General features: G+C 61.9%; 13 protein-coding genes. 10 read left to right on the top strand and 3 right to left on the bottom strand.

From position 1 onward, the window contains the following. Nucleotides 1-20: 20 nt before the first annotated feature. Both QQL76_RS00070 and QQL76_RS00075 read left to right on the top strand, forming a co-directional pair. Nucleotides 21-782 (top strand): ATP-binding cassette domain-containing protein, encoded by a 762-nt coding sequence (locus QQL76_RS00070; RefSeq protein WP_499205830.1) that lies wholly within the window; start codon nt 21-23, stop codon nt 780-782. After that, nucleotides 779-1,582, top strand: coding sequence for an ABC-2 transporter permease (locus QQL76_RS00075; protein WP_499205831.1), 804 nt, complete (start codon nt 779-781; stop codon nt 1,580-1,582). Before QQL76_RS00070 ends, QQL76_RS00075 begins: the two co-directional genes overlap by 4 nt. Nucleotides 1,583-1,593: 11 nt before the next feature. Here QQL76_RS00075 and fghA read toward each other — a convergent pair whose 3' ends face one another. Together fghA and QQL76_RS00085 are read right to left on the bottom strand one after the other, a co-directional pair. Continuing rightward, nucleotides 1,594-2,502, bottom strand: a complete 909-nt coding sequence (fghA, locus tag QQL76_RS00080; protein ID WP_499205832.1) for an alpha/beta hydrolase family protein — start codon at nt 2,500-2,502, stop codon at nt 1,594-1,596. A 37-nt stretch (nt 2,503-2,539) separates the two neighbouring features. Then, nucleotides 2,540-3,652, bottom strand: coding sequence for an S-(hydroxymethyl)glutathione dehydrogenase/class III alcohol dehydrogenase (locus QQL76_RS00085; RefSeq protein WP_499205833.1), 1,113 nt, complete (start codon nt 3,650-3,652; stop codon nt 2,540-2,542). A 302-nt stretch (nt 3,653-3,954) separates the two neighbouring features. On the opposite strand from QQL76_RS00085, the gene QQL76_RS00090 reads away from it, so the two are divergent. The 7 genes from QQL76_RS00090 (at nt 3,955) to QQL76_RS00120 (ending at nt 11,439) form a co-directional block, all read left to right on the top strand. Further along, the gene (locus QQL76_RS00090) at nt 3,955-5,112 is read left to right on the top strand and encodes an ABC transporter substrate-binding protein (RefSeq protein WP_499205834.1); all 1,158 of its coding nucleotides are present in this window, start codon (nt 3,955-3,957) and stop codon (nt 5,110-5,112) included. 41 nt (nt 5,113-5,153) lie between these two features. Then, nucleotides 5,154-6,131: a beta-propeller fold lactonase family protein gene (locus tag QQL76_RS00095; RefSeq protein ID WP_499205835.1), complete on the top strand. Its 978-nt coding sequence runs from the start codon at nt 5,154-5,156 to the stop codon at nt 6,129-6,131. A 40-nt stretch (nt 6,132-6,171) separates the two neighbouring features. After that, nucleotides 6,172-6,828 carry a hypothetical protein gene (locus QQL76_RS00100; RefSeq protein WP_499205836.1) on the top strand — a complete coding sequence of 219 codons (657 nt, stop codon included), beginning with the start codon at nt 6,172-6,174 and terminating at the stop codon, nt 6,826-6,828. After that, nucleotides 6,825-7,568 carry a hypothetical protein gene (locus QQL76_RS00105; RefSeq protein ID WP_499205837.1) on the top strand — a complete coding sequence of 248 codons (744 nt, stop codon included), beginning with the start codon at nt 6,825-6,827 and terminating at the stop codon, nt 7,566-7,568. Before QQL76_RS00100 ends, QQL76_RS00105 begins: the two co-directional genes overlap by 4 nt. Next, entirely contained in the window at nt 7,565-7,924 is a 360-nt protein-coding gene (locus QQL76_RS00110) for a hypothetical protein (protein ID WP_499205838.1), read from the top strand. Before QQL76_RS00105 ends, QQL76_RS00110 begins: the two co-directional genes overlap by 4 nt. A gap of 123 nt (nt 7,925-8,047) precedes the next feature. Further along, nucleotides 8,048-9,142 (top strand): FIST signal transduction protein, encoded by a 1,095-nt coding sequence (locus tag QQL76_RS00115; protein WP_499205839.1) that lies wholly within the window; start codon nt 8,048-8,050, stop codon nt 9,140-9,142. Further along, the gene (locus QQL76_RS00120) at nt 9,139-11,439 is read left to right on the top strand and encodes a PAS-domain containing protein (RefSeq protein ID WP_499205840.1); all 2,301 of its coding nucleotides are present in this window, start codon (nt 9,139-9,141) and stop codon (nt 11,437-11,439) included. The genes QQL76_RS00115 and QQL76_RS00120 overlap by 4 nt, the downstream gene beginning before the upstream one ends. Here the strand turns inward: QQL76_RS00120 and QQL76_RS00125 are convergent. After that, nucleotides 11,421-12,077, bottom strand: a complete 657-nt coding sequence (locus QQL76_RS00125) for a response regulator transcription factor (RefSeq protein ID WP_499205841.1) — start codon at nt 12,075-12,077, stop codon at nt 11,421-11,423. The genes QQL76_RS00120 and QQL76_RS00125 overlap by 19 nt on opposite strands. A gap of 338 nt (nt 12,078-12,415) precedes the next feature. On the opposite strand from QQL76_RS00125, the gene QQL76_RS00130 reads away from it, so the two are divergent. Then, complete coding sequence (locus QQL76_RS00130) at nt 12,416-14,023, top strand: BCCT family transporter (RefSeq protein ID WP_499205842.1); 1,608 nt, start codon at nt 12,416-12,418, stop codon at nt 14,021-14,023. Nucleotide 14,024 lies beyond the last annotated feature (1 nt).

Below are 14,024 nucleotides of genomic sequence, written 5' to 3' on the forward strand. Positions count from 1 at the left end.
GGGAAGGGCGGTCTGCAGGTATGACTGAAACGGCGCAGCCGCCGACGGCACTTTCGGTTCGCAACATCTCCTACAGCTACGGCAAAAAGCCTGCGCTGAACGACATCAGCTTCGATCTCGCGCCTGGCAAGGTGACGGCACTTCTCGGCCCGAATGGCGCCGGCAAGACGACGCTGTTCTCGCTCATCACCGGGCTCTTCGATTGTCGAGAAGGGGAAGTCGTGATCGCGGGGCATCCGTTGCGCCGCGATCGGTCGGCGGCGCTGTCGTCGCTCGGGATCGTCTTTCAGGCGCAGACGCTGGAACTCGATCTCACCATCGACCAGAACCTCCGCTACTTCGCGGCGCTGCGCGGCTTGACACGGCATCAGGCGAAGGATCGCATCGACATGCTTCTGGTGGCGATCGGACTCGAGGGGTTGAACAAGACCAAGGTGCGCAAGCTGAGCGGCGGGCAAAGGCGACGCGTGGAGGTGGCCCGCGCGCTTCTCGATCATCCGGCCCTGCTGCTGCTCGACGAACCGAGCACAGGGCTCGATATCGCGACGCGGCGTTGGCTCATCAAGCATGTTCACGAGCTTGCCCGAGACGAGGGGATGACGGTTCTGCTGGCGACGCATCTGGTCGACGAGGTGGCGGACGAGGATGACGTCATCGTGCTCGACAAGGGCCGGATCGTCGCGGCTGGACAAGTGGACGCCATCGTCGCGTCGGCCGGTGCGGCCAATCTGGACGAGGCCTTCACCCGGATGACGGCACATGAAGCGGTCCGCGCCGCATGAAGAGCGGACATGCAACACGTGCATTCTTCGCCATCCTCTCGCGCGAAATGCTGCGCTTCCTGCAGCAGAAGGGCCGCTTCTTTTCCGCGCTCGTGCGACCGCTGATCTGGCTGATCGTTTTCGCTGCCGGCTTTCGGGCGGCGCTCGGCCTCTCCATCATCCCGCCCTACAAGACCTACATCACCTATGACGTCTATGTTGTGCCGGGGCTGATCGGGATGATCCAGCTTTTCGCCGGCATGCAGAACTCGCTGTCCATGGTCTATGATCGCGAGATGGGTTCGATGCGGGTGCTCTTGTCGACGCCGCTGCCGCGCAGCTACCTGCTTCTGGCGCGCATGCTGTCGGGAACGTTCGTGTCGATCATCCAGGTGTATGCGTTCGTCATCATCGCCATGCTGCTCGGCACGCGGTTGCCGGTGGCCGGGCTGATCATGATGTTTCCGGTGCTGATCCTGACCGGCATGACGCTGAGCGCGCTCGGCATGTTCCTGTCGTCATGGATCAAGCAGCTGGAGAACTTCGCGGGCGTCATGAATTTCCTCATCTTCCCGATGTTCTTCATGTCGTCGGCGCTTTATCCGCTCTGGCGCATGCGCGAAGGCAGCGTCACGATCTACGAGCTCTGTCTGCTCAATCCGTTCACCTATGTGGTGGAACTCATCCGGTTCACGATCTACCGCGAGCCGAACCTGATGGCGCTCGGCATCGTCGTTGCGACATTCCTGGTGTTCGGCATCGCGGCTTTGGTCGGTTACACGCCAGCCCGGGGCGGACCGACGGCGGGCAGGGGAGGTTGAGGTACCTCAATCTACCCGCCGGAGCCCTGCTGCAGGATATGCGCGTGGTGGCGCAGATGATCGTCGATAAACGTTGCGACGAAGAAATAGGAATGGTCGTAGCCCGCCTGCATCCGCACTTTCGCCGATTGTCCCCGGGCCTTCAAAGCGTCGATGAAGCGTTCGGTTTGAAGCTGCGTCTGCAGGAAGGGATCATCAGTGCCCTGATCGATGAGGATCTGCGTGGGAAAACCGCGATCGCGCAGCAGCAACGTGGCGTCGTATTCGCGCCATGCAGCTTCGTCGGGGCCCAGATAGGCGGCGAACGCCTTCCGCCCCCATGGCACGGCGCTCGGCGCGACGATCGGTGAGAAGGCTGAAACCGAGCCGTAGCGCTCGGGATGGCGCATGGCGATCGTCAGGGCACCGTGGCCGCCCATGGAATGGCCCAGTATCCCGCATTTTCCTCGGATGACCGGAAATGTGCATTCGATCAACCGCGGAAGCTCGTCGGCGACATAGCTGAACATCTGGAAATGATCGGACCAGGGGGCTTCGGTGGAATCGACGTAGAAGCCGGCGCCTTGGCCGAGTGCATCGTCGTCGCTGTTCGGAACACGGTCGCCGCGCGGGCTCGTATCGGGCGTGACGATCATCAGCCCCAGTTCCGAGGCCATGCGCTGTGCGCCCGCCTTCACCGTGAAGTTCTCTTCGGTGCAGCTGAGGCCGGAAAGAAAATAGACGACCGGGACGGTTCCCCGTTCGATGGCGGGTGGCAGGTACACGCTGACGCGCATGGGGGTGCCCGTGGCGGCGCTGTCGTGGATCAGCGTCAGTTGTTGCCCGCCGAACGACGACGCACGGGAGAGCTCCTGGAAAGGCCTGCGGCGAACGTCGCCAGCGATGGCGACTGGCTGGCTTTGGCGTTGATCGACGTCCATCGCAGACTTCCTCGTCCGGACCCTGTCGGTTCGACCGTCAGAAGACCACAACGCTTCTGATCGACTTGCCCTCGTGCATCAGATCGAATGCCGTGTTGATCTCCTCGAGCGGCATCGTGTGGGTGATCAGATCATCGATGTTGATCTTGCCCTCCATGTACCAGTCGACGATCTTGGGTACGTCGGTCCGGCCTCGCGCGCCGCCGAATGCGGTGCCTTTCCAGACCCGCCCGGTGACAAGTTGGAACGGTCGCGTCGCAATCTCCTTGCCTGCTTCCGCCACACCGATGATGATCGATTGTCCCCACCCGCGGTGGCAGCATTCCAGCGCCTGGCGCATGACGTTGACGTTGCCTGTGGCGTCGAACGAGAAGTCGGCGCCGCCATCCGTCAGATCGACGATCGCCTGCACGACCTTGTCCTGGCCGACATCGTTGGGATTGACGAAGTCCGTCATACCGAACTTGCGGGCCATCTCGACCTTTGCGGGATTGAGATCGACGCCGATGATCTTGTCGGCGCCCACCATGCGGGCGCCCTGGATGACGTTGAGACCGATGCCGCCGAGGCCGAAGACGACGACATTGGCGCCCGGCCAGACCTTGGCGGTGTAGATGACTGCGCCGATACCTGTGGTGACCCCGCAGCCGATGTAGCAGATCTTGTCGAAGGGCGCGTCGGCGCGCACTTTTGCCACCGCGATCTCCGGCAGAACGGTGAAGTTGGAGAAGGTCGAGCAGCCCATGTAGTGGAAGACCGGACCGCTCTCGCATGCGAAGCGGCTCGTGCCGTCCGGCATCACGCCCTGGCCCTGGGTCGAGCGGATCGCGGTGCAGAGGTTGGATCGCTGCGAGAGGCAGGTTTTGCAGTTGCGGCATTCCGGCGTGTAGAGCGGGATGACGTGGTCGCCCACCTTGACGGATGTCACCCCGGCGCCGACTTCGCGCACGATACCCGCGCCCTCGTGACCGAGGATTGCCGGAAACTTGCCCTCCGAATCGAGACCCGACAGGGTGTAGGCATCGGTGTGGCAGATGCCGGTCGCCATGATCTCGACCAGGACCTCACCGGCTGACGGACCAGCCAGGTCCACCGTCTCTATGGATAGAGGCTGGTTCGCTGCCCAAGCGACTGCCGCACGCGTCTTCATGCTAATCCCCTCTTCTCGTCTCGACGCAAGATGGCAGCTTGCGATCAGTGGATTGTAGGCAGGGGCGCCGAGGGGCTAAATAGTCCTTAAGTACTTCGAAGCAGTGGATAAGCTGATCTACTGAGGCCGGTCGCATCAACGCCGCCAAGAGACTGGCGTAGTACCTTAGCACTATATCGACCGGTCGACCCCTTTGTCACATTGCCATCGGGAGATCAGGCGTATCAGCGCCGACCAATGGAGCGACAAAAGCCGGCGGGGGCCGGGCGGGAGGATTTTTGATACGACTTTGCACAACCGTCGTGCTGGCTATACTTGCCGCCACGACGGCAGCCAGGGCCGTAGACGTGGAGATCGTGTTCCTTTCACGGGATCAGGAAGAACGTCTGCCATTGTCCTTCGTCGATCCCATCGTGGAAGATCCAGGCGTGTGGGGCGCGCGGCTCGCGCTCGACGACAACAAGACGACCGGCGGGTTTCTCGGACACACCTATTCGCTGGTCGAGCGGGTTCTGGCCGCTGACGAAGACATTGCCGCCGTATTCGAGGAAGAGCGGCAAAGCGGCCGAACGCTGTTCATCTCGGATCTGCCGCGTGACGATCTGCAAGCGATCGCCGAACATCCGGAAGCCAGCGAGGCGCTTATTTTCAACGGCCGCGTCGGTGATGACGATCTGCGCATCAATGTCTGCTTTGACAATGTGTTTCACACGGCGCCGAGCCGCTCCATGCGGACCGACGCCCTGGTGCAGTTTCTCGTCTGGAAGCGGTGGCCGCGGCTTTATCTCGTGTCGGGGACGCAGGAGAACGATGTCGCGTTCGCCGACGCGATCCGGCGTTCGGCCGAAAAGTTTGGCGCGCAAGTCGTGGCCGAGAGCGACTACGCCTATTCGGCGATCTCAAGGCGTACCGATAGCGGCCACATCCAGATCCAGGATCAGATGCCTTTGGCGACACAGGAAGGCGGCGAATACGACGTGTTGGTCGTCGCCGACGAGAACGAGGTGTTCGGCGAATACCTTCCCTACAACACCTATGCCGCCCGACCGGTCGCCGGCACGCATGGGCTGGTCGCCATGTCGTGGCACCGCGTTCTGGAGCAGTGGGGATCGACGCAGATCCAACGCCGCTTCGAACAGGTGGCGGACCGATGGATGGAAGAGCGCGACTACGGCGCCTGGCTTGGGGTTCGCTCCATCGGTGAAGCGGTGACACGCCTCAACAGCGCGGATGCAGCCGAGATGCGCGCGTTCCTGCGCAGTCCGGATTTCGAGATCGGTGGGTTTAAGGGTGTCGGGCTCAGCTATCGAAGCTGGGACCAGCAGATGCGCCAGCCCGTGCTGATCGCCAACAAGCGCGTGCTTGTGTCTGCGTCACCCCAACCGGGTTTCCTGCATGAACGCACACCATTGGATAGCCTCGGCTACGACGAACCAGAAAGCGAATGCCGACTGCAATAGAAAAAACGACGTCGAAGCATTTCAACGGGAGGAATTGGGCAATGAAGAATGGTGGCAAGGTCGCGGCGCTTGCGGCGGGTGTGGGGCTGGTTGCAGGCATCTGGCCGGCCCACGCATTGACGGTGTTCGTGTCGAACGAGCAGGGCAACACGATCTCCGTGATCGATGGTGAAACGCAGGAAGTGATCAACGAAATCGCGGTCGGCAACCGTCCACGCGGGATCGCGCTCGGCCACGACAACCGGTTTCTCTATATCTGCGCCAGCGACGACAACACGATCCAGGTGATGGACACCGAGACGCTGGAACTCGTCGACACCTTGCCTTCCGGTCCCGATCCCGAACTTCTCGTCATCGCACCGCAGGGCGATCGGCTCTATGTCGCCAATGAAGACGACAACCTTGTCACCGTCATCGATCTGGAGACGCGCGAGATGATCGCCGAAATTCCGGTCGGCGTGGAGCCGGAAGGCATGGGTGTCAGCCCGGACGGGAAGATCGTGGTCAACACGTCGGAAACGACGAACATGGCCCACTTCATCGATACCGACAGTTACGAAATCGTCGGCAACGTGCTTGTCGGCCAGAGGCCGCGCATTGCTGAATTCACGTCCGACGGTTCGGAGGTCTGGGTCACGGCCGAGATCGGTGGCACGGTGAGCGTCATCGATCCGGTGGGGATGGAAGTGATGCGCGAGATCTCGTTCGAGGTCGCCGGTGTCGAGCCCGAAGCGCTGCAGCCGGTCGGCGTGAAGATTCTCGAGGATCGCAGCAAGGCGTACGTGGCGCTCGGCCCATCCAACCGCGTTGCGGTGATCGATGCGCAGACGCATGAGGTGCTCGATTACATTCTCGTCGGCCAGCGCGTCTGGCAATTGGAACTCACGCCGGACGAAACAACGCTGTATACTTCAAACGGCGTCAGCAATGACGTCACATTGATCGACACGGCGACCGACACTGCGATGGTGTCCATCCCCGTTGGGAGCTTTCCCTGGGGAATCGCTATCAAGCCGTGAGGCCATGTCGGTTTTTTGGTCTTGAGCACGGGAGGTGCCCATGACGTCGACCATCGAAATCCTGAAACGAGGCGGCGGCGCTGGCCGCCGCTCAAGGCCGCTTGTGGCTGCTCTTGGACTGGCAATCGCGGCGGCTGTTCCGAGCGCGGCCCAGGCTGCCGATGGCTCGAATCCGGATTGGCCGTGCATTCAACGCCTCGTGCCGCGCATATCCACGGCTCAGGTCTGGGCGGGGCCGGAGCCGGAACCGGCTGCCTGGGCACGCAACGAGGATGTGCGCGCCATGGCTGAACAGCTTTCGGTGCGCCGGCTGCCGATCGAGGAGGCGCGCACGCTGGTTGCCGACTATGCGCAGGCGCTGCCGGAGAGCGAACGCAACGATCAGCTCACGGCCCTTTTCGGGCGGACGCTCGAACTGATCAATCGCGACCGCGCGTCGATCATCGCCGGGATCGGCCGTTATGCGCGCAGTCAGCGGGAGCGCGCGGAACACATTCGATCGAGCCGCATCGCCGCTGCCGAAAACGCGCCCGCCACGGCCAGTGCGGACAGTGCGCCGACCGCGCTCGACTGGGAAATCCGGGTCTTCGACGAGCGCCGGCGTGCGCTGATCTATCTTTGCGAGCAACCCGTTTTGCTGGACCAGCGCGCCTTCGCGCTCGGACAAGCGATCTATTCGCACATGGTGAAAGAATGAGCGTTTTTGGACACTGTGCCTCGCTCGTCACAAGAGTCGTCTCAGGCAGGTTTGCGTTGTTGCCGGTCGGCTGTCTCTCGTTGAGCCTCGCCGCGATGACCTTTGCTGCGCCGTCGCTGGCACTGGACGGTTCGCGAGCGGAACTTGTCGAAGGGTCAGCCGGCGAGCGCGTCTACGGCGCCAACCACCTCGCTGAACTGCAAGGCTCCGGCGAACTGGTTTATGACTACACGCTTGAGGGCGACATTCTCGAAGAACCCTTCAAGGACGAGGTGCGCCTGAAGTTTGAGGAATCGGATGCCGAGGGTGGCTTCGATTTCGACATCGCCGTCTTCCCCAAGACGCGAACGCTATCGGTTTCGACGACGGCGGAGACCATCAACCCGCTGCTGCTGGTCTTCTTTCAGCGGGACGCCGATTTCATGAGCCGCAACACGGGCGGTTCGCCGCAATTCTTCCGCAGCCGCCTGCGCGACATGCTCGCACAACCGGCGCAAGCGGAGGAAGGAACGGCCGAGGTCGCCGACGACGAGATCGCCATCGAGACAGTCAGCCTCATGCCGTATGATGATGCGGACGCGGCCAGCCGCATGCCCGACTTCGCCAAGAAGCTCTATCAGATCAGCCTGTCGCCCGATCTGCCCGGCAGTGTCTACGAACTCTCAAGCGAAGTGCCGGCGATGGACGGCAGCGGTGTGCGTCTGCGCGAGACCTATCGGTTCAGGGAGCTCGTCCAATGACGCGGCGATGGCACCTCATGCTGGCGCTCTTCGCCATCGGCGCTGCAGGCACGGTTCCAAGGGCTGATGCTGCAAACGGCTATCCCACCGAGGTGGTCGCCGATTACGTGCTTGGCTGCATGGCGGCAAACGGACAGACGGCGAAGGCGCTCAGGCAATGTTCGTGCAGCATCGACGTGGTTTCGTCGCTGCTCACCTATGAGGACTATAGCGCTGCCGAAACGGTGCTGCGCATGCGGCAGGTGCCGGGCGGTGGCGAAAAGATGATGATTTTCCGTGAGACGCCGGCCAGCCAGTCGAAGGTCGATGCCTTGCGGCAGTCGCAGATAGAAGCCGAGGTCCGCTGCTTCTACTGAAGCAGGCGGGCTCGACCGTTAGGCGCCAAGATGGCTGATTGGGAACAGAGTGGCCTGGGTATTCGCGACCGGCCCCGTGCCGCGTCCCGCCCAGCCATTCGCCGCGCATGGTCCGGATCACGCATGCCGGAAGGCATTGTGGAGGAGCTCGCCACCGGCATCGTCGGCTGCGAGCCAGCGTTGATTGCGCTCTTCGTTTCGTCCGCCGCGCCTTACGATGCAGTGGTGCGTTCACTGTCCGCGAGATTTCCGGGCGTACCGTTGATCGGCTGCACGACGGCCGGGAGCCTGACGGAGCAGCGTTACGAGGCTGACGGCGCGATCGTTCTCGCCTTCGACCGCAGTGCATTTTCCTTCGAGATCTGCCTTCTGAAGAACCTCAAGCAATTCTCCATTCCGCGCGGCGGCGAGCTGATCGAGACGGCTTACTTCCGGCTGTTGCGCGAGCTGGAACAGGACCGCTCGAACCTCTTCGCGATGCTGCTGGTCGACGGGTTGTCGCGACGTGAGGAAGAGATCGCAGCGAGCGCCTACGCGGCACTCGACGAGGTGCCCGTCTTTGGCGCGTCGGCCGGCGACAACCTGCATTTCGACACGACCCAGATATTCTACAACGGGGCGATTCTCGAGGACACGGCGCTCGTCGTCATTGGTGCGTCGAACCGCCAGATCGAGGTCTTCAAGTTCGAGCATTTCCGGCCGATGGAAGAGAAGCTGGTCATCACCAGCGCTGATCCGGAACGGCGCATCGTGAAGACGATCAATGCCGAGCCCGCTGCCGAAGAATATGCGAGGCTGATCGGCGTGGACGTCTCTGCACTGACGCCTGCGGTCTTCGCCGCGAACCCGCTGCTCGCGCGGATCGGCGGCGACTATCACGTGCGCGCTATCCAAAAATCTGACGACCAGGCTGCGCTGCATTTCTTCTGTGCGGTCGATGAAGGCATCGTGCTTACGCCGGCCTCGCCCGTCGACATGCGCGACAATCTGCTGCTCAACATGGAGCAGATCTCCGATCGGCTGGGGTCGATCGAGATGGTCTTGTGTTTCGACTGTATCCTGCGGCGGCTGGAAGCGGAGCGGCTGGGGATCAAGCATGAGCTGCTGCCCATCTTCAAACGCTTCAACATGATCGGCTTCAGCACCTATGGCGAACAGTTCAAGTTTCTGCATCTGAGCCAGACGCTAACCGGGCTGGCGATCGGGGCGGCCGAATGAAACATGTCGATCCGAACCTATCCTTCGACCAGCAACTCCAGCAGGAAGTGCGGCAGCTGCGGCGCGAAAACGAGAAGCTCCGGATCATCCGTGACGCGCTGATCAGGCAGGTGGACCGCAACAACGATCTGTCGGGCCGCGTCTTTCGCACGATCGAACCGCTGATCGAGGTGGAAGGCAATGTGGAGAAGCGCATCCAGCGTCTCGCCCGCGCGATGAGCGAGGCGAAGATCGCGCGGCGCCAGCTTCGGCAAGCGATCGACTCCATTGGCGAAGGTTTCATCCTCTACGACAGGGACGACCGCATCGTCCTGTGCAACCGCAAGTACCGCGAGATCTTTCCAGAGCTCGAACATCTCCTGAAACCTGGCACGCATTTCCAGGAGATCATTCGGCACGCGGCGCGCATCGGCGTGATCGTCGAGGCGGTGACGGACCCCGATGCCTGGATCGCGAGCCGCTCAAGCAGTCACAGCGAGACGCGTTGCCAGTTCCAGCAATTGCTGAGCGACGGGCGCTGGATCCAGATCAGCGAGCGAGCGACGGAGGACGGCGGCAAGGTCACCATCGTCAGCGACATCACGCCCTTCAAGCGATTGGAGGAGACGAGCCGGCTGACCCGTATGGCGGAGCAGTCCGAGGTGCTCGCCACCACGCTCGCCAGCATTGCGCAGGGTGTCGTCGTCTTCGACGGTGCGCGTCGTTTCGTTGCCTGGAATTCGCAGGCGGCGATGCTGACCAACCTGCCCTATGTCGAGCTGCACGAGGGGACGACTGTCCGGGAACTCATCGGCCTTCTCTTAGCGCGCGGGGCGCGGATCGCCGAGGAGCGAGAAAGCGAGTTTCTCCGCTGGATCGGCCAGGTGAACAAGCGGCCGCCACTACGGCTGGAGATCTTCTATCCGGGCGGGAGAACCGTTTCCGCCAATTTCCGCGCCATGCCGAACGATGGATTCGTGGTGACGTTGACTGACGTCACGACCCAGTACCAGGCTGCCCGCATGCTCGAGCGCAGCAAGGATGAACTGGAGGAGCGCGTCAGCGAACGCACGCGCGAACTCGTGGCGCTCAACGCGGCGCTGCAGGATGAGGTGCGCCGCCACGAAGCCACCGCCGCCGACCTCGTTCGCACGCGCCGCGCCGCCGAAGCGGCGAGCATGAGCAAGACGCAGTTTCTCGCCGCCGCCAGCCACGATCTTCTGCAGCCGCTCAACGCTGCGCGGCTTTATCTCTTTGCGCTCGAAAGCGCGGCAGGGGCGCAGCCGGAAGCGGTGAAGCTGATCGACAACATCGATCATTCGCTGCAATCGACCGAACGCATTCTCGGCACGCTTCTCGACATGTCGAAGATGGATTCTGGCTGCTACGAGATCAAGCTTGCCGACGTGAAGCTCGGTGAACTGTTCGAGACGCTGCGCATCGAATTCAGTGCGCTTGCCGGGGCGCGCGGTCTCGATCTCAGGATTGTGCCGACGACGGCGATCATCCGCACGGACCCCAATCTGTTGCGCAGGATCGTTCAGAATTTTCTGAGCAACGCGATCAAGTACACGCCCTCCGGCCGCATCCTTCTTGGCACAAAGCGTGCGGGTACATCGCTGCGCATCGAGATCCACGATACCGGCCCCGGCATCCAGCCGGTCGACCGGCAGCTCATTTTCCAGGAGTTCAAACGTGCAACCGCTGCAAACTCCGACGTGACAGGCCTTGGCCTCGGGCTTGCCATCGCCCAGCGCGCGGCCGATCTTCTCGGACAGCGCATCGAGCTCAAGTCGGAAGTCGGGCGGGGATCGGTGTTTTCTCTCGTCATCAACGCGTGGCGCACCCAGGACAATTCGGGCGGCACGACGCTTGAGGGAAATATGGATGACAAAGCGCAGTTGACGGTATCGCCAACCTCGGGAAAGACGCTGATCGTGCTCGAAAACGACGAAACGGTCGCGCACGCCATGACGACGCTTTTCGACCATTGGCAGTTCGCCAGCGTGACCGGATCATCCTACGCCGAGATCGAAGCGCGGTGTGATCGCGCCTTGACGAGACCGTCCGCCATCATCGCAGATTATCATCTGAACGGCGATATCGACGGCATCGAAGCCATCGTCAGGCTGCGCGAGCGGATCGGCAGCATGGTGCCGGCGATCCTCGTCACAGCGGAGACGTCATGGGCGGTGCGCCAGCGGGCCCGGCAAAACGGCATCGAGCACTTCGCCAAGCCGGTCAAACCGGCCCAACTGCGCGCCTATCTCACCCATCTCGCGATCGACATCGAGGTCGATCAGGCACCCAGCGCCTGATCGAACATGGTGCGCTGCGCCAGAAGTACCGCCTGCATGCGCGATGGAACCTCGAACTTGCGCAGGATCGCCGACACGTGACCTTTGACGGTCGACTCACTGATCGACAGCTCATAGGCGATCTGCTTGTTCAGCAAACCTTCGCCCAGCATGCGCAAAACCACCCGCTGTTGCGGCGTAAGGCTGTGCATGGCGGCGGCGAGGTGAATCTCTTCGGCGCGCCTCGCCTCCGGACAGTGCATGTCCATGCCAGTCGTGTTCTGCGGGAAAACCGCGCCACCATCGAGCACGACGTGGATCGCTTCGAAAATGTCGCGGGGTTTGGCGGTCTTGCTGATGAAGCCGCTCGCACCCATGCTTCGAACCATCGGCATCAACCTTGTATCATCCAGGGCTGAAATCACGATGATCGGCAGGCGAGGGGCCGCCTTGCGCAGGCGCTCCAACCCGTCGAGGCCGGATGCATCCGGCAGCTTGAGGTCGAGCAAGGCCAGGTCGAGATCATGTGTTTCGATAACGGACAGAGCTTCTGCCACGGACTGAGCAGACTTCACCGCGCAGTCCGACAGACCATTGACGAGCGTCATCTCCAACGCCGCGCACACCAATGGATGATCGTCCACAACCAAGATCAGCATCCGCGCCCTCCTCCAGCGTGGTTCTGACGGTTAATGTCACAAATCAATGTGGATTCTAGGCTATTCCGGATAAGGCGCGTGGGCAACATCCATCTTTCGTCTCACACCCTTCATAGGTTGATGCCAGGAGAGGTTCGTCGAAGACTGATCCTCTCCTCCAGTATTCCGCGCTGCATGCAAAGCCAGACTTCGGCCGGGAGTAGATGATGCAACATCAGATGTGCGGGGTGGCCGGATCGGACCAGATTGGCTACTAACCGATATTGACAATTGATGTCGATATTCAGTGAAGCCCCGATTGCTTGACGCAATCGACCAATACCGACGGGAGAATATTAGTGGAGGCTCTTATAAAGCGCTTCGGGTTGCGCACGGATCCCGTCATCTTTCTCGTGTCCGCGGCACTCACCCTCATTTTTGTTGTCGTGCTCGTCGTCGCGCCGGGACCGATCGGAACCGCGTTCGAAAATGGTCGTGCGTGGATCGTCACAAATCTGGGATGGTTCTTCATCCTTGGCGTGAACGTCTGGCTGGGCTTCTTGATCTGGGCCGCGGCGAGCCGTCATGGGCACATTCGCTTGGGCAAGCGCGACAGCCAACCCGAATATTCCAATCTGTCCTGGTTCACGATGCTGTTTGCGGGCGGGATCGGCACGGTTCTCATGTTTTGGGGCGTGGCCGAGCCGATCAGCCATTTTTCCGAGCCGCCGCTGCCGGGCGTCGAGCCCTATACCCAGCAGGCCGCGCGCGACGCGATCGCGATCTCGATCTATCATCTGGGTCTGCACACCTGGACGATCTTCACGCTGCCGGGCCTGGCGTTTGCCTATTTCATCCACCGCTACGATCTGCCGGTGCGGGTGAGTTCGGTGTTCTATCCGCTGCTGCGCGAGCGCATCCATGGTCCGATCGGCAAGACGATCGACATCGCAGCCGTGCTCGGCACGCTGTTCGGTGTCGCTGTGTCGCTCGGTCTTGGCTCCTCGCAGATCGCGGCGGGCCTATCGGCGCTCTTCGGCGTGAATGACGGCGTGCCGCTGACGGTTGCAATCCTTGCGGTGCTGACGGCAGTGGCGGTCGCCTCGATCGTCGCCGGGCTCGACAAGGGCGTCAAGCTCCTGTCGAACCTGAACATCGGCATGGCCGTGATCCTGATGTTCTTCGTGCTGTTTGCGGGATCCACCTTGTTTCTCCTGCGCGGGATCGTCGAGACGTTCGGGATCTACTTCTCGAACCTGCCGCGCCTGGCGTTCTGGAACGACATGCTGGCCAACAACGATCCGAACGGCGAGGGCTGGGGCTGGCAGGGCGGCTGGACGGTGTTCTACTGGGCGTGGACCGTCACGTGGTCGCCTTTCATCGGTATCTTCGTGGCGCGCATCTCGAAGGGCCGTACCATCCGCGAATTCGTTTTCGGCGTGCTCCTGGCGCCGTCGCTCTTCACGCTGATCTGGTTTGCGATCTTCGGCTGGCAGGCCATGCAGTTCGACGGCATCGGCGTGGTGCGCGAGCAGATGGGCGAAAGCGCCGGGGCGCTGAGCCGCGCGGTCGCGGGGTCCGTGCCGCTCGCCATGTTCGCTTTCTTCGAAAACCTGCCTCTGGTGCAGTTGGTCCAGGGCTTCGCGATCGTGATCGTGGCGATCTTCTTCGCGACCTCATCGGATTCAGCGTCGCTTGTCATCGACATGCTGTGCACCGGCACGGAAGAGCCCGGTCCGGTTCGCCAGCGCGTCTTCTGGGGCGTGTCCGAAGGCCTGGTCGCAGCGATGTTGATCGTGCTTGCCGGCGAGATGGGTCTGGAGGCACTGCAGCAGGTCATTACGGTTGTGGGTCTTCCGATCTTCTGCCTCGTCTTCATGATGATCCCATCGCTCATCAAAGGGTTTTATCTCGAAGACATCGACCACGTGACGATCGGCCGGCGACCGAAGCTGACGGAGTTCTAGC

Origin of the sequence: Rhizobium albus, from assembly GCA_030160035.1 — a bacterium.
Taxonomy (GTDB): domain Bacteria; phylum Pseudomonadota; class Alphaproteobacteria; order Rhizobiales; family Rhizobiaceae; genus Georhizobium; species Georhizobium albus.